We start from the raw sequence: 14,399 nt of genomic DNA, 5'->3' as shown, positions 1-14,399 counted from the left end.
CGCCGCTCGTCCTCCCGCGCTTGCCCGGTCCGGGGACGACTGGTGAAGATCACGAGGTGACCTTGACAAGACCCACGTCGGAGGCGGCCGGTTCCGGCGAGCCCCTGCGCCGCCCCGGCACCGGCGGGGCCGCGGCCGTCCTGCTCCTGGTGCTCCTCGGGGCGCTGATACCCCTGCTCGGGCCGTCCCCCGCGCTGCACGGCACCGGGGAGGCCGAGGCCCCCGGCACGGGGGGCATCGCGCTGCTGCGGACGGTGCTGTTCGCGGCGCTGTGCGTCCCGGTGGGCGAGCTGTTCGTGAACCGGCTGGCCCGTTCCGTACCCGGCACCCGCCCGCCCGCGCCCCGCAGTTGGGCGCCGCACGCGGCCACCGCCGGTTTCCTCGCCGCCCTCGGGCTCGCGTCGGTGGTGTCGACCGGGAACCTCGTCCCGGACAGCCTCTCCGACCTGGACGTCGGCGGCCTCTACGCCACCCGGGACGGCAAGCTCGCGCTGCTGGAGGTCAACGCCTTCGCCGCGGCGGGCCTGTGTGCGCTGTCGCGGCGGCCCGGCACCCAGGTGTGGCCGCTGGCCGCGATCGTCGTGGCCGAGGCGCTGCGCGCGCACCCGCCGACCGAGTACTCCCCGATGATCGGCTCCGGGCTGACGCTGCTGCACCTGACCTGCGCGGCCCTGTGGGCGGGCGGTCTGCTGCACGTACTGCGGAGTCTGCGGGGCGGCACCCCGGCGGGCGCGGCCCTGCTCGGGCTCTACGCGCGCGTGGCGGTGGTCCTGCTCGCCGCCGTCACGGCGACCGGGGTGTGCAGCTCGCTGCGCCGGATGCCGCCGGGGACGGTCCTGGAGCAGTTGACGGAGACCGCGTACGGGCGGGTGCTGCTGGCCAAGGTGCTGCTGGTGGCCGCCGTCGCCGCCCTCGCCCTGTGGGCGCGGACCCGGTTGCGCCGGGCCACCGACCCGCTCACGGCCTGCGTGCCGGCGCGCGCGGAGGTCGTGGCACTGGCCCTGGTCGTGGCGACATCGGGCCTGCTGACGGCCCTGCCGGTACCGATCCGCTGGTAGCCCCGCCCGGCGTGCCGCCCCACCGAAACCGCCCGGTGCCGGCCGAACGGACCCGCAGCCCCCGTCCACGGCGGCGATCCGCCGGTCCGGACCCAGGTCGACCGCACGGACCGGCCGCCCCGGCCGGACAGGCGGACCCCCGGAACCGGGCGTGGGTCCGGCACAGGGGGCGGTGGCCCGGCCCGTCGTCCCGGGGCGGGTCAGGCCGTGATCATCACCTTGAGGGCCGTCCGCTCGTCCATCGCCTTGTAGCCCGCGGGTACGTCCTCCAGGTCCACCGTCATGTCGAAGACCGGCGAGGGGTCGATGCTGCCGTTCAGGACGTCGGGCAGCAGTTCGGGGAGGTAGGCGCGGACCGGGGCGACTCCGCCGCGCAGCGCGATGTTGCGGTCGAACATGACGCCGAGGTCGAGGCCGGTGCCGCTGCCGTGCGGCACTCCGACGAAGCCGACGGCGCCGCCGTCGCGGGTGATGTTCACGGCCGTGCTCATGGACTGCCCGGTGCCGACCGCCTCGACGACGGCGTGCGCGCCCCGGCCGCGGGTGAGGGCGCGGACGGCCTCGACGGCGGCCTCCCCGCGCTCGGCGACGACGTCGGTGGCGCCGAAGCGGCGCGCGATGTCGGTGCGGACCCGGTGGCGGCCGAGCGCGACGATCCGCTCGGCGCCGAGCCGCTTGGCGGCCAGGACGGCGCACAGGCCGACGGCTCCGTCGCCGACGACGGCGACCGTGGCGCCGGGCCGGGCGCCCGCGGCGAGGGCGGCGTGGTGGCCGGTGCCCATGACGTCGGACAGGGTCAGCAGGGCGGTCAGCAGCCGCTCGTCGGAGGCCGCCTCCTTGGGCAGCCGGACGAGGGTGCCGTCGGCGAAGGGCACGCGCACGGCCTCGCCCTGGCCGCCGTCGTAACCGACGCTGCCCCAGAAGCCGCCGTGCTCGCAGGAGGTGGTCAGGCCCTCGCGGCAGTAGTCGCAGACGCCGTCGGACCACATGAAGGGCGCGACGACCAGGTCGCCGGTCCGTACCCCGGAGACCTCGGAGCCGGTCTCCGCGACGACGCCGAGGAACTCGTGCCCGATCCGCTGGCCGGGCTGCCGGGCCGCCTCACCGCGGTAGGCCCACAGGTCGCTGCCGCAGATGCAGGCGCGCAGCACCTGGACCACGGCGTCGGTGGGCTGCTGGACGACGGGGTCCGGGACGTCCGCCACCCGCATGTCGTACGGGGCGTGAATGGTGGTGGCGCGCATGACGAGGTCTTCTCCAGCGGTGTCGGCAGTCGCGCTCAAGGGGTGGGAGAGCGCACCTCACCGTACGTCGCCGCCGGGTGGGGGCGCGCTGCGAGGGCCCGGAGCGCGCCGGTGACCAGCAGGAACTGCGCGGCGATATAGGTGAGCATGATCCACAGGTCGGGGCGGGGCGGCTCGGGCCACTCGGCGACACCGACGGCGATGAGGGTGTCGGAGAGCAGGAAGAGGGCGCCGCCGATTCCGGCGACCGCGCCGCAGCGGGCGCCCGCCCGGTAGGCCATGGCCGTGAGCAGCAGGCTGTAGCCGGCGACGGGGATGCGCAGGTCGGCGGGGAGGTCCGGCCAGAGCGAGGCGACGGTGGTGGTCAGGGCGACGGCGTACCCGGCGAGCAGGAAGGGGCGGTGGGTGCCGGGCGCCCGGAACAGCAGGAGGTAGCAGACGTGCCCGGCGGCGAAGGAGGCCATGCCGAGCAGGAAGGCCGGCTCGGCGTCGAAGAGCAGCGCCAGGTCGCCGCCCCAGCCGAACAGCAGGGCGGCGACGAGCGTCCGGGGCGCCCCGGACAGGGCGGCGTATCCGGCGAGCAGCGGCATCAGCAGCGGTTTGGCGACGGTGTGCCCGGTGTCGAAGCCGGCCGCGAGGGAGCCCAGGTCCACGGCGGCGGCCAGGGCGAAGGCGAGGAGCAGCGGGCGCGGTTCCTTCACACCGACACCTTCTCGGGGGCGGGTTCGGCGGCGGGCTGCCAGCCGGGGCCGCGCAGGAGGTGCCCGGCGCGGTCGCGCCAAGTACGGGCCTTCCTGAGGTCCTTGGCGATGGAGACGTACTCGTGGGTGGCGACCTTGACCGGGTTGTGGGTGTCGATGTTCTTGGTGAGACCGAACACCGGCCGCTCGGTCTCGGCGACGAAGGAGCCGAACAGGCGGTCCCAGACGATGAGGATGCCGCCGAAGTTCCGGTCCAGGTAGCCGCCCTGGGAGGCGTGGTGGACGCGGTGGTGGGAGGGCGTGTTGAGGACGAACTCGAACCAGCGGGGCATCTTGTCGATGCGCTCGGTGTGGATCCAGAACTGGTAGACGAGGTTCACCGAGGAGCAGAAGGCGAGCGCCGCCGGGTGCACACCGCAGGCGATGAGGGGCAGGTAGAACGGCCAGACGGTCAGCGACGTCCAGGGCTGGCGCAGCGCGGTGGTGAGGTTGAACATGCGGCTGGAGTGGTGCACGACGTGGCAGGCCCACAGGATGCGTACGACGTGGTGGCCGCGGTGGGACCAGTAGTAGAAGAAGTCCTGCGCGAGGAGCATCAGCGGGACCGTCCAGAGCAGGACGGGCACGCGCAGGGGGGTGAGTTCGTAGACCGCGGTGTAGATCGCGACGATGGGGATCTTCCACAGGAAGTCGAAGAACAGGCTGCCCAGGCCCATGCCGAGGCTGGTGGCGGCGTCCTTCTTCTCGTAGCCCGCCGCGTCCTCGTCGGGATGGAGGCGGACGCTGATCATCTCGATCACGGAGAGGATCACGAAGGCGGGTATCGACCAGAGCACGACATCGGGCAGGTTCGGCATGTTCGCACCGTAGGACCGGCGGACTGCCACGGCTAGACGTTGTTACTCACAAGTATTACCAGCGGTACGCGCTTACTTGTTGGTGATCTCCGCCAACGACGTGCGGCCAAACCCCCTGTTAGACGCCCGCCGCACCGAGCAGCGTGCCCACCGCGTAGGTGACGCCCATGGCCAGCGCGCCGCCGGCCACGTTGCGCAGCACCGCCCGCCCCGGCGCCGCGGACCCCAGCCGCGCGCTGCTGAAGCCGGTCAGCGCCAGGGCCGCCAGGACCGAGCAGACCGTGACGGGCAGCCGGGCGGAGGCCGGGGGCAGGACGATGGCCAGCAGCGGGAGGAGGGCGCCGGCGGTGAAGGCGAGGAAGCTCGCCCAGGCCGCGTGCCAGGGGTTCGTCAGCCGGTCCGGGTCGATGCCGAGCTCCACGCGCGCGTGGGCCCGCAGCGCGTCCCGCTCGGTGAGCTGCACGGCCGCGTCCCGGGCGACGTCCGCCGACAGACCGCGCCGTTCGAGGAGTTCGGCCAGCTCCGCGAGCTCCTCCTCGGGCCGTTCGCGCAGTTCCCGCTTCTCCTCGGCGAGTGCGGCCCGTTCGGAGTCCCGCTGGGTGGAGACGGAGACGTATTCACCGGCCGCCATCGACATCGACCCGGCGAGCAGCCCCGCCATCCCGGCCGTGAACAGGGAGGCCCGTTCGTCGGTGGCGCCCGCCACCCCGACCACCAGACCGGCGGTGGACACGATGCCGTCGTTGGCGCCGAGCACCGCGGCCCGCAGCCAGTTCAGCCGTTCCCCGAGCGCTCCGCCGTGGCTGTCGTCCCGCGCAGATTCCGTCACACCCCGGAGGATGACATTCCGGGCGGCCCCCTGCGGGAAGGGACTTGGCCCGCTCCCGCGGCCGGCACTCGAACGGACGGGCGCCGGCGGCCCCCTGACGGGGTACGGCCCGGGGGTACGGGCCCACGCTGTCAGTCGCGGCCCGTATCCTCAGTGACCATGCTCGAAGACCGTACGACCGCAGCGTCCCCCACACCGTGGCCGGCCGCGTACCCGAAGGGATACGCGGTCGTTGACGTGGAGACCACCGGCCTGGCCCGGGACGACCGGATCATCTCCGCGGCCGTCTACCGGCTGGACGCGCGCGGCGAGGTCGAGGACCACTGGTACACGCTGGTCAACCCCGAGCGCGATCCGGGCCCGGTGTGGATCCACGGTCTGACGAGCGAGGCACTGGAGGGCGCGCCCCTCTTCCCGGACATCGCCGAGGAGTTCTCCGCGCGTCTCGCGGACCGCGTGCTGGTCGCGCACAACGCCGTCTTCGACTGGCAGATGATCGCCCGGGAGTACGCGCGCGCCCGCAGCGAGGCGCCCGTGCGCCAGCGGCTGTGCACCATCGCGCTCTCCAAGGAGCTGGGCCTGCCGCTGCCCAACCACAAGCTCCAGTCGCTGGCCGCGCACTTCGGCGTGGTCCAGCAGCGCGCGCACCACGCGCTGGACGACGCCCGGGTGCTGGCGGAGGCGTTCCGGCCGAGCCTGCGGGCCGCGGCCGAGGGCGGCGTACGGCTCCCGCTGCACGAGTGCCGTCCGCTCACCGAGTGGACGGACCGGGCCGTACCGAGACAGCAGGGCGGGTACGGCGGCCAGCGGCCGACCAGTTGGCGCCCCTCGCGCAAGAGGCCCGCGTGCCCGCATCCCAACCCGGGCCGGTACGAAGACGGCAAAAGGCTCAAACAGGGCATGCGGATCGCCTTCTCGGGCGACACGTCGGTGGAGCGGGACCTCCTGGAGGACCGCGCGGTCGAGGCCGGACTCCATGTGGCCACCAGCATCTCCCGGCTGACCAGCCTGCTCGTCACCAACGACCCCGACTCCGGCACCTCCAAGGTGGTCAAGGCCCGGCAGTTCGGCACCCCGATGGTGGACGAGGCGGCGTTCGGGCAACTGCTCAGGGATGTGGAACCCGCCGCGGAGCGGTGACCGTACGGATGGGTGATTGCCGGGCGACTCGCCCGCCACCGGCTCGCCCGCACCCCGCCGACGGCCCACCCTGTGGCGCATGGCGAGATGCGAAGTTTGTGGCAATGACTACGGAATGACCTTCGAAGTGCGCGCGCAGGGCGCCGTGCACGTATTCGACTGCTTCGCCTGTGCGATCCACCGCATGGCCCCGGTCTGCGAGCACTGCCGCGTCCAGATCATCGGGCAGGGCGTCGAGGCCGAGGGCCACTGGTACTGCGGGGCCCACTGCGCCCGCGCGGAGGGAAAGGTGGGCATCATCGACAAGGTGTGACCCGGTACCCGCCTGAACGCGCCCCACGACCGAGTTGTACGGTCGTGGGGTGTACCGCTTCCTGTTGTCCCGGCAGTGGGTGATCCTCACGCTGGCCGCCCTCCTCCTCATCCCCGCGATGATCAGGCTGGGCATCTGGCAGATGCACCGCTACGACGAGCGCACGGCCCGCAACCAGCTGGTCTCCGCGGCGCTGTCCGCCGACCCGGTCCCGGTGGAGCGGCTGACCTCCCCCGGGCACACCGTCACCTCCGCCGAGCGGTACCGGACGGTCACCGCGAAGGGGCGCTTCGACACCGACGACGAGGTCGTCGTCCGGCGCCGCACCAACGGCGACGACGAGATCGGCTACCACGTCCTGACCCCGTTCGTGCTGAACGACGGCAAGGTGCTGCTGGTCAACCGCGGCTGGATCCCGGCCGACCGGACCAGCCAGACCGCGTTCCCCGAGGTCCCCGCCCCGCCCGCCGGCGAGCTGACCGTCACCGGCCGGCTGATGCCGGACGAGACGACCGAGGCGAGCGGCATCAAGAACCTCCAGGGCCTGCCCGACCGGCAGATCATGCTGATCGACAGCGCCCGGGAGGCCCGGCGCCTGGACGCCGAGGTCCTCGGCGGCTACCTCGTGCTGACCTCGCCCGACCCCGAGGGCGACACCCCGCAGCAGCTCGGCGAGCCCGGCGACGAGGACGCCGCGCTCAACTACGCGTACGCGATCCAGTGGTGGCTGTTCGCCGCCGGTGTCCCGGTCGGCTGGGTCGTCCTGGTCCGGCGCGAGCGGCGCGACCGGCTGGCGCGGGCGGCCCGACCGACGGCGGCGGAGGCCGAACCCGCCAGGGTGTGAGCCGTACGGCCGGATTGCCACGACGGCCGGATTGCAGGTCCCGTCCGCCGGGAACCCGCACCCCGTGCATCCCCCAATCGAGGACTACGCGCTCATCGGCGACGAGCAGACCGTCGCCCTCATCGGCACCGACGGATCGGTCGACTGGCTGTGCCTGCCCCGGTTCGACTCCGGGGCCTGCTTCGCCCGGCTGCTCGGCGACGAGGACAACGGCCACTGGCGCATCGCCCCCGTCGGCGCGGACCGGTGCACCCGCCGTGCCTACCGGCCCGACACGCTGGTGCTCGACACCGAGTGGGAGACGGACGAGGGGGCGGTCCGGGTCACCGACCTGATGCCGCAGCGGGACAAGGCGCCCGACATCGTCCGGATCATCGAGGGAGTGCGCGGCACGGTCACCGTCCGCAGCACCCTCCGGCTGCGCTTCGACTACGGCTCGATCGTCCCGTGGATAAGGCGCGCCGACGGCCACCGGGTCGCGGTCGCGGGACCCGACTCGGTGTGGCTGCGCAGCGAGCCCGAGGTGCGCACCTGGGGGGAGGACCACTCGACGCACTCGGAGTTCACCGTCTCCGAGGGCGAGTCGGTGGCGTTCGTCCTCACCTGGCACCCCTCGCACGAGCCCCGGCCGGCGCTCCTGGACCCGCACGAGTCGCTGGCCGTCAGCGTCACCGACTGGCAGGCGTGGGCGTCCCGCTGCCGCTACGACGGCCCGCACCGGGACGCCGTCGTCCGCTCCCTGATCACCCTCAAGGCGCTCACCTACTCCCCCACCGGCGGCATCGTGGCCGCGGCCACCACCTCGCTCCCCGAGGAGCCCGGGGGCGTGCGCAACTGGGACTACCGCTACTGCTGGCTGCGCGACTCCACCCTCACCCTGGGCGCCCTGCTGTCCGCCGGGTACCTGGAGGAGGCCGAGTCCTGGCGCAACTGGCTGCTGCGCGCCGTCGCCGGCGACCCCGCGGACCTCCAGATCATGTACGGCGTGGCGGGCGAACGCCGCCTGCCCGAGACCGAGTTGCCCTGGCTGTCCGGCTACGCCGACTCCCAGCCGGTGCGGATCGGCAACGCCGCCGTCAACCAGCTCCAGCTCGACGTCTACGGCGAGGTGATGGACTCCCTCGCCCTGGCCCGCAGTTCGGGCCTGCAGTCGCAGGCGCACATGTGGGCCCTCCAGGTCGCGCTGATGGACTTCCTCGTCACGGCCTGGCGGCAGCCCGACGAAGGGCTCTGGGAGGTGCGCGGGGGCCGCAGACAGTTCGTGCACTCCAAGGTGATGGCGTGGGTGGCCGCGGACCGCGCGGTGCGCACGCTGGAGGACGATCCGGGGCTGGGCGGGGACCTGGACGCCTGGCGCGAGATGCGCGACGAGGTGCACCGGGAGGTGTGCGAGCGGGGCTACGACCCCGAGCGGAACACCTTCACCCAGTTCTACGGCTCGCGGGAACTGGACGCCTCGCTGCTGCTGATCCCCCGCGTGGGCTTCCTGCCCCCGGACGATCCACGGGTGATCGGCACCGTCGACGCGGTCCGCGCCGAGCTGGAGCACAACGGCTTCCTGCACCGCTACAGCGCCGAGGAGTCCCCCGTGGACGGGCTGCCCGGCGGTGAGGGCACCTTCCTGGTCTGCTCGTTCTGGCTCGCCGACGCCCTGCATCTGACGGGCCGCACCAAGGAGGCCCGGGAGCTGTTCGAACGGCTCGTCGGCCTCTGCAACGACGTCGGCCTGCTGGCCGAGGAGTACGACGCGACGGCCGGCCGACAGCTCGGCAACTTCCCGCAGGCGTTCAGCCACATCGGCCTGGTGAACACCGCCCTCGCCCTGTTCGGGCCCGACGATGCAGGATAGGGGCCATGGATCTTGGACTGAAGGACCGCGTCTACGTCGTCACGGGAGCCACCCGGGGGCTGGGCAACGCCACCGCGCGTGAGCTCGTCGCCGACGGCGCCAAAGTGATCGTCTCCGGGCGGGACGAGGAGACCGTCACCACGGCCGCGGCCGCACTGGGCCCGAACGCGGTGGGCGTCGCCGCCGCCAACGCCGACCCGGAGACCCCCGCACGGCTGATCGCCGCCGCGCGGGAGCACTTCGGCCGCTTCGACGGCGTCCTGGTCAGCGTCGGCGGCCCGGCGCCGGGGTTCGTCGCCGACAACACCGACGAGCAGTGGCAGACGGCGTTCGAGTCGGTGTTCCTCGGCGCGGTCCGGCTGGCCCGCACGGCCGCGGCGGAACTGGAGTCGGGCGGCGTCATCGGGTTCGTGCTGTCGGGTTCCGTGTACGAGCCGATCCCGGGGCTGACGATCTCCAACGGGCTGCGACCGGGGCTCGCCGGGTTCGCCAAGTCCCTCTCGGACGAGCTGGGGCCGCGCGGCATCCGGGTCGTGGGGCTGCTGCCCGGGCGCATCGACACCGACCGGGTGCGGGAGCTGGACGCGCTGTCCGCCGACCCGGAGGCCACCCGGGCGGCCAGCGAGACGCGGATCCCGCTGCGCCGGTACGGGGCGCCGGAGGAGTTCGGCCGCGCGGGCGCCTTCCTGCTCTCCCCGGCCGCCTCCTATCTCACCGGGGTCATGCTCCCCGTCGACGGGGGCGGCCGGCACGGGTTCTGAGCGGCGGCGAGTCTTGAGCGGCGGGCGTCCGCCGGCCGAGGTGCTCGCCGCGGGCGCTCAGTTGACCCGTTCCGCGCGGTGCCTGGCCGCCCGCAGCCTGACCTCCGTCGGCAGGGACGCCAGGCCGGCCGAGTCGCGGGCATGGGTCAGGGCGCCCTCGGTGAGGTCCGCCAGCGCGGTGCCCGGGTCCACATGCGGTTCCAGCAGGAGCCGCATCTCGGCCTCGGGGGCGTTCCGGCGGCCCCGGAGGTCGGTGTGGGCGCGGTGCACCCCGTCCATCGTGGCGGCCTCGCCGTTCAGTACGGCCTCCAGGGCGCGGCCGCGCAGCAGCGCGCCCTCGCCGTCGCCGGTTTCGACCAGCACCTCGGTGAGCCGGCGCCGCCTGAGCACCGCGGTCAGCCACCACAGGGCGAGCAGGAGCAGGACGGCCAGGGCCGCGATGACGGTCGGCCACCACCAGCCCTCGTCGCGCCAGCGGGTCCGCTCGGCGTCGCCGAGCAGGACGTCGTCCCTGCCGTGGTGGATCCACCAGGACGGCGGGTCCAGGCCGAGCCCGACCGCGAGGACCGCGCCGCCGAGGACGACCAGGACCACACCGAGGACGGCGAGCAGGATCCGGTTGACGGTCTTGAGCACCGCGCTCACCCCTTCTTCCCGGGCCGCCGTACGTGCACCGCCAGCGCGGGCGGCCGGGCCAGGCCGAGCCCCCTGATCGCGTCGGCGAGCACGGCGTCCAGATCGGCGCGTACGTCGTCCAGGTCGCGGAAGTGGGCGACGGCCCGCACATCGGCGTGGCGCCGGCCGGCCCGCACCTTGACCGACTGGACACCGGCGATCTCCATGGCCCGGTCGCGCAGCACCAGCGCGGCGGCCTCCCGGTCGAGCGCGGCCCGCACCTCGGGGTGGGGGCGGCGCATCGTCAGCAGGGAGCGCAGGCCCGGGGTGGCGGCCAGCACGATCAGCCACAGGCCGAGGGCCACCGCGACGCCCGCCCCGACCAGCACCCAGGTGTCGTCCAGGGGGCGTTCGGCGAGCTGGCCGGCCAGTTCACTGCGCCACCGCATGGCGGACTGGTCGGCGCGCACGGCGACGACGTCGTACAGGAACAGGCCGGCCAGGGCCAGCAGGAGCACGGCGACGATCGCCGCCGGTACGCGACGGGCCGACCAGAAGCGGCCGTTGCCGCCGTCCTCCCCGTCGAGCACGGGCGGCGCGTCGTACTCGGCCGCCGATGCGGACTGGTCGAGTGTGGCGGTTCCGGTCGTCTGTTCGACGGCCGGCAGTGGTCGTGTGCTGTCCTGGGAGCCCTGGGGCTCGCTCATCGCGTCCTCCCCTGTGCCGCGCCGTGCGCCGGGTGCAGCCGCTCCACCTGAACGGCGACCTCCGACACCTCCATGCCCACCAACGCGCCTACCCGCTCGGTGACCCGCCGACGCACCGCGGTGCAGCGGGCGCCGATGTCGGTGGGGTAGTCGAGTTCGAGGTGGACGCGGACCCGGGCGGTGCCGACGGGGAGGTCCCCGCTCGCACCCGGATGGGGGTGCACGACCACGCCCGCGTACGGGGGCGCCGCGTCGCCGGGCAGCGGGCCGACGGCCTCACGGGCCGCCCGGGAGGCGATCTTCGCGACGACCCGGTCGGCGATCCGAGTGGCGCCGCGCTCGGCGGGCGGCACGGTCGCCGGACCCGTGGCGAGTTCGCCGGATTCGACGGTCACTCAGGTCACCGCCGGTCGCGCCGGTCGTCACGGGTACGGAAGAAGTCGCCGAGTTCCAGGTCCCCTTGCAGGAACCGGCCGACGACGAAGCCGACGGCGCCCAGGGCGGCCACCAGCAGGAAGGCACCGAAGCCGCCGAAGTACCCGGCGAAACCCAGCGCCATGCCGGCGATCATGCCGATCACGGCCATGTTCAACGTGCGCTCCCCTCAACGGTGCGGTGGACGGTCACTGGATCCGGGGCTCCAGTTCCTCTTCCTCCTCGTCGGGCAGCTTCACGTCGCTCACCGCGATGTTGACCTCGACCACTTCGAGGCCGGTCATCCGCTCCACGGCGGAGACGACGTTCTCGCGGACGGCCCGGGCCACCTCGGAGATGGCGACGCCGTAGTCGACCACGATCTCCAGGTCGAGCGCGGTCTGCACCTCGCCGACCTCGGCCTTCACGCCGCGGGTGACGGACTTCGAGCTGCCGCCGGGCACCCGGTCGCGGACCGCGCCGAAGGTGCGGCTGATGCCGCTGCCCATCGCGTGCACGCCGACCACGTCGCGTGCGGCGAGGCCCGCGATCTTCTCCACGACGCCGTCGGCGATGGTGGTCCGGCCTCGGGTCGAGGGGTCACCACCACCCCGCCGGGAGGGCTTGCGGGTCTGAACGGCCTGTTCCTGCTCGGCCGACTCCGTGTCCGGTGTCCGCCTGCGCTCAGTGGTGTCACTCATCGCCGTACGTCCCTTTCGGTTCGTCCTTCTTCGACCACCGTAAGTGCGTTTGCGGCATTGCGCCCCGGGGATGCGGCAGGCTGGGGTAATGACGGCGGACGGATGGACGCGGGCGGTGCGGCGGCAACTGGGGCTCGGCAGGCTGCTGCCGCTGGGCGGGCCCGGGGACGGTGCGTGGATCGCGGAGGAGGCGGCGGCGAACGCGCTGCGGCGCTCGGTGCACGGTGTGGTGCCGGGGGTGCGGCTCGGCGCGCTGCGGCTGGCGCTCGCCGATCCGGAGCGGGCGCCCGAGCCGGTCGTACCGCCGCCGCCGAGCGCGCTGCCGCCCGGTCCGCTGCGGGTGACGGCGGAGGTCGAGGCGACGGCGTCCGAGCCGCTGCCGGCGGTGGCGGACGCGCTGCGGGCGGCGCTGGCCGAGGCCGCGGCCTCGGACGTCGGGCTGGAGGTGACGGAGGTGGATCTGCGGGTGACGGCCCTGCTGGACGAGGTCGCCGCTGCCGAACCGCCGCGGCCCGGGGAGCCGTCGGCGGCCCGGGAGCCCGCGGAGGGCGACGCGTCGCGGGCCGCGCGGGCCGCGCTCGCGGTCGCGGGCGTGGCCGCGCTGACCGGGGCGCTGGGCGGTCTCGGCCGGCCGGTGCACATCGAGGAGCGGCCCGGCGCCGGCGCGGCGCTGCCGGCCCGCCATGTCCGGCTGGAGATCGCGGTCGCCGCGGACCACCGGGCCGTGGCGGTGGCCCGCGCGGTCCGCACGGCGGTGGCCGCGGCGCTGCCGGACCACCCGACGGTGGCGGTCCTGGTGACCGCCGTCGGGTGACACCCACGCCGACGTGCCCAAGACCCCGACCGACGCTCCCAGCCGCCCCGGGACCGCCGCGTCGGCCCGTACTCGAAGACGGCCGGGGTTTCACGCCCCCCGACCGTCGCGATCCTGGTCACCGCCGGGTGGCGCTCGCTCCGACGTCCTTCAGACCAGAACCGACGCTCCCAGCGGCCCGGGCTCGAAAGCGGCCGCGCAGTGCACGAACCCCCGACGGTCGCGATCCTGGTCGCCACCGTCGGGGGGAGGTCGCGCCGACGCCCGCAGGCCCCGGTCGACGATCACAGCGGCACCCGGGCCCGAGGGCCCGGCCCGGGGGTTCGCGGGTCAGCCGGCGGTGGCGGTCCTCGTCAGCGCCGGCCGGTTGCGTCGGCCGGTCATTCGCCGACGCCCGCCAGGTCCCGCAGTCGGCGCGCCTGGGCGGCGCGTTCGGCGACGCGCTGGTCGTCGTAGGTGCGGTCCGTGGCTCCGCGCAGCAGGGCCTTGGTCTCGATGACCGCGTCCCGGGGCGCGGCCAGCAGGGCCGCGGTGAGGTCGCGTACGGCGTCGTCGAGCTGGTCCGCGGGCACGGCGACGTTGGCGAGGCCGGTGCCGACGGACTCCTCGGCCGTGACGAAGCGCCCGGTGGCGCAGATCTCCAGCGCCCGGGCGTAGCCGACGAGGCCCACCAGGGGGTGGGTGCCGGTCAGGTCCGGGACCAGCCCGAGGCTGGTCTCGCGCATGGCGAACTGCACGTCGTCGGCGACGACGCGCAGGTCGCAGGCGAGTGCGAGCTGGAAGCCCGCCCCGATGGCATGACCCTGGACGGCGGCGATCGACACGATGTCGCTGCGCCGCCACCAGGTGAACGCCTCTTGGTACTCGGCGATGGTCGCGTCGAGCTCGGCGTCGCTGCCGCGCGCCAGGTCGATGAACGACGGCTCGCCGTCGAAGCCCTCCGGCGTGAACGCCTGCCGGTCGAGGCCGGCCGAGAAGGACTTACCCTCGGCCCGGAGCACGACCACCCGGACGGATCCGGGGAGCAGCCGACCGGCCTCGGCCAGCGCCCGCCACAGAGCGGGGCTCTGCGCGTTGCGCTTGGCCGGATTGGTCAGCGTCACCGTGGCGACTGCGTCGTCGACGGTGAGTCGTACGCCGTCGGTGTCGAGAGCAGGGTCGGGCGAAGCCATGCGGTGCCTCCGATGAGTGCGGTCAGCTAAGTGACTGCACAGTAACCAACCGGCCGGTCTGGAGTCCCCCTGGGGCCCCTTGCAGGACTCAGGGGGAGAACGACCGGATGGCCACCATCGTCGGAGCCGATGGGCCGCCCGAGGTCAGCCCGCGGCCTTCTTGCCGCGGGTCGCCCCGCCACGCCCACGAAGCGTGACGCCCGACTCACTCAGCATCCGGTGCACGAAGCCATACGAGCGGCCGGTCTCCTCGGCCAGCGCCCGGATGCTCGCACCGGAGTCGTACTTCTTCTTCAGGTCTGCCGCGAGCTTGTCGCGCGCGGCGCCGGTTACCCGGCTGCCCTTCTTCAGAGTCTCGGCCACCCGTGCCTCCTCATGGG

At 73.9% G+C, this 14,399-nt stretch carries 18 protein-coding genes; 7 read left to right on the top strand and 11 right to left on the bottom strand.

What is annotated here, in order from left to right; genetic code table 11:
* The first annotated feature begins 56 nt into the window (after window positions 1-56).
* Complete coding sequence (locus ABT296_RS21085; RefSeq protein ID WP_351929494.1) at window positions 57-1,058, top strand: CopD family protein; 1,002 nt, start codon at window positions 57-59, stop codon at window positions 1,056-1,058.
* Window positions 1,059-1,258: 200 nt separating this feature from the next.
* Here ABT296_RS21085 and ABT296_RS21080 read toward each other — a convergent pair whose 3' ends face one another.
* The 4 genes from ABT296_RS21080 to ABT296_RS21065 form a co-directional block, all read right to left on the bottom strand.
* Complete coding sequence (locus ABT296_RS21080) at window positions 1,259-2,302, bottom strand: zinc-dependent alcohol dehydrogenase family protein (protein ID WP_351929492.1); 1,044 nt, start codon at window positions 2,300-2,302, stop codon at window positions 1,259-1,261.
* A 35-nt stretch (window positions 2,303-2,337) separates the two neighbouring features.
* The gene (locus tag ABT296_RS21075) at window positions 2,338-3,003 is read right to left on the bottom strand and encodes a lysoplasmalogenase (protein WP_351929490.1); all 666 of its coding nucleotides are present in this window, start codon (window positions 3,001-3,003) and stop codon (window positions 2,338-2,340) included.
* A complete protein-coding gene (locus ABT296_RS21070; RefSeq protein WP_351929488.1) occupies window positions 3,000-3,860 on the bottom strand; it encodes a sterol desaturase family protein in 861 nt (286 codons plus the stop codon). The genes ABT296_RS21075 and ABT296_RS21070 overlap by 4 nt, the downstream gene beginning before the upstream one ends.
* Before the next feature lie 118 nt (window positions 3,861-3,978).
* On the bottom strand, window positions 3,979-4,689 hold the full coding sequence (locus ABT296_RS21065) for a VIT1/CCC1 transporter family protein (protein WP_351929486.1): 711 nt from the start codon (window positions 4,687-4,689) through the stop codon (window positions 3,979-3,981).
* A 159-nt stretch (window positions 4,690-4,848) separates the two neighbouring features.
* On the opposite strand from ABT296_RS21065, the gene ABT296_RS21060 reads away from it, so the two are divergent.
* From ABT296_RS21060 to ABT296_RS21040, 5 genes are all read left to right on the top strand, one after another.
* Window positions 4,849-5,829: a DEDDh family exonuclease gene (locus ABT296_RS21060; protein ID WP_351929484.1), complete on the top strand. Its 981-nt coding sequence runs from the start codon at window positions 4,849-4,851 to the stop codon at window positions 5,827-5,829.
* Window positions 5,830-5,908: 79 nt separating this feature from the next.
* Window positions 5,909-6,142, top strand: coding sequence for a metallothionein (locus ABT296_RS21055; protein ID WP_351929482.1), 234 nt, complete (start codon window positions 5,909-5,911; stop codon window positions 6,140-6,142).
* Window positions 6,143-6,191: 49 nt separating this feature from the next.
* Window positions 6,192-6,986: an SURF1 family cytochrome oxidase biogenesis protein gene (locus ABT296_RS21050; protein ID WP_351929480.1), complete on the top strand. Its 795-nt coding sequence runs from the start codon at window positions 6,192-6,194 to the stop codon at window positions 6,984-6,986.
* 64 nt (window positions 6,987-7,050) lie between these two features.
* The gene (locus tag ABT296_RS21045; protein ID WP_351929478.1) at window positions 7,051-8,835 is read left to right on the top strand and encodes a glycoside hydrolase family 15 protein; all 1,785 of its coding nucleotides are present in this window, start codon (window positions 7,051-7,053) and stop codon (window positions 8,833-8,835) included.
* A gap of 5 nt (window positions 8,836-8,840) precedes the next feature.
* Complete coding sequence (locus tag ABT296_RS21040) at window positions 8,841-9,596, top strand: SDR family oxidoreductase (RefSeq protein WP_351929476.1); 756 nt, start codon at window positions 8,841-8,843, stop codon at window positions 9,594-9,596.
* Window positions 9,597-9,653: 57 nt separating this feature from the next.
* Here the strand turns inward: ABT296_RS21040 and amaP are convergent, their stop codons facing one another.
* From amaP to ABT296_RS21015, 5 genes are read right to left on the bottom strand one after another with little or no spacing between them, the layout of a single operon-like run.
* Window positions 9,654-10,241, bottom strand: a complete 588-nt coding sequence (amaP, locus tag ABT296_RS21035) for an alkaline shock response membrane anchor protein AmaP (RefSeq protein WP_351929474.1) — start codon at window positions 10,239-10,241, stop codon at window positions 9,654-9,656.
* Window positions 10,238-10,918: a DUF6286 domain-containing protein gene (locus ABT296_RS21030; protein WP_351929472.1), complete on the bottom strand. Its 681-nt coding sequence runs from the start codon at window positions 10,916-10,918 to the stop codon at window positions 10,238-10,240. The genes amaP and ABT296_RS21030 overlap by 4 nt, the downstream gene beginning before the upstream one ends.
* Window positions 10,915-11,313, bottom strand: a complete 399-nt coding sequence (locus ABT296_RS21025) for an Asp23/Gls24 family envelope stress response protein (protein WP_351929470.1) — start codon at window positions 11,311-11,313, stop codon at window positions 10,915-10,917. Before ABT296_RS21025 ends, ABT296_RS21030 begins: the two co-directional genes overlap by 4 nt.
* A 5-nt stretch (window positions 11,314-11,318) precedes the next feature.
* Window positions 11,319-11,510, bottom strand: a complete 192-nt coding sequence (locus ABT296_RS21020; RefSeq protein ID WP_351929468.1) for a hypothetical protein — start codon at window positions 11,508-11,510, stop codon at window positions 11,319-11,321.
* Between the two features lie 31 nt (window positions 11,511-11,541).
* Complete coding sequence (locus tag ABT296_RS21015) at window positions 11,542-12,033, bottom strand: Asp23/Gls24 family envelope stress response protein (protein ID WP_351929466.1); 492 nt, start codon at window positions 12,031-12,033, stop codon at window positions 11,542-11,544.
* 88 nt (window positions 12,034-12,121) lie between these two features.
* Between ABT296_RS21015 and ABT296_RS21010 the strand changes: the two genes are divergently transcribed.
* Complete coding sequence (locus ABT296_RS21010) at window positions 12,122-12,847, top strand: nucleopolyhedrovirus P10 family protein (protein ID WP_351929464.1); 726 nt, start codon at window positions 12,122-12,124, stop codon at window positions 12,845-12,847.
* Between the two features lie 380 nt (window positions 12,848-13,227).
* Here the strand turns inward: ABT296_RS21010 and ABT296_RS21005 are convergent, their stop codons facing one another.
* Both ABT296_RS21005 and ABT296_RS21000 read right to left on the bottom strand, forming a co-directional pair.
* Window positions 13,228-14,019: an enoyl-CoA hydratase/isomerase family protein gene (locus ABT296_RS21005; protein WP_351929462.1), complete on the bottom strand. Its 792-nt coding sequence runs from the start codon at window positions 14,017-14,019 to the stop codon at window positions 13,228-13,230.
* Between the two features lie 144 nt (window positions 14,020-14,163).
* Window positions 14,164-14,382 carry a helix-turn-helix domain-containing protein gene (locus tag ABT296_RS21000; RefSeq protein WP_019758351.1) on the bottom strand — a complete coding sequence of 73 codons (219 nt, stop codon included), beginning with the start codon at window positions 14,380-14,382 and terminating at the stop codon, window positions 14,164-14,166.
* Between the last annotated feature and the right edge of the window lie 17 nt (window positions 14,383-14,399).

The organism is Streptomyces sp. NPDC000983 (assembly GCF_040299205.1).
Taxonomy (GTDB): Bacteria; Actinomycetota; Actinomycetes; order Streptomycetales; family Streptomycetaceae; genus Streptomyces.
This window is presented reverse-complemented; position numbering and strand designations above follow the sequence as displayed.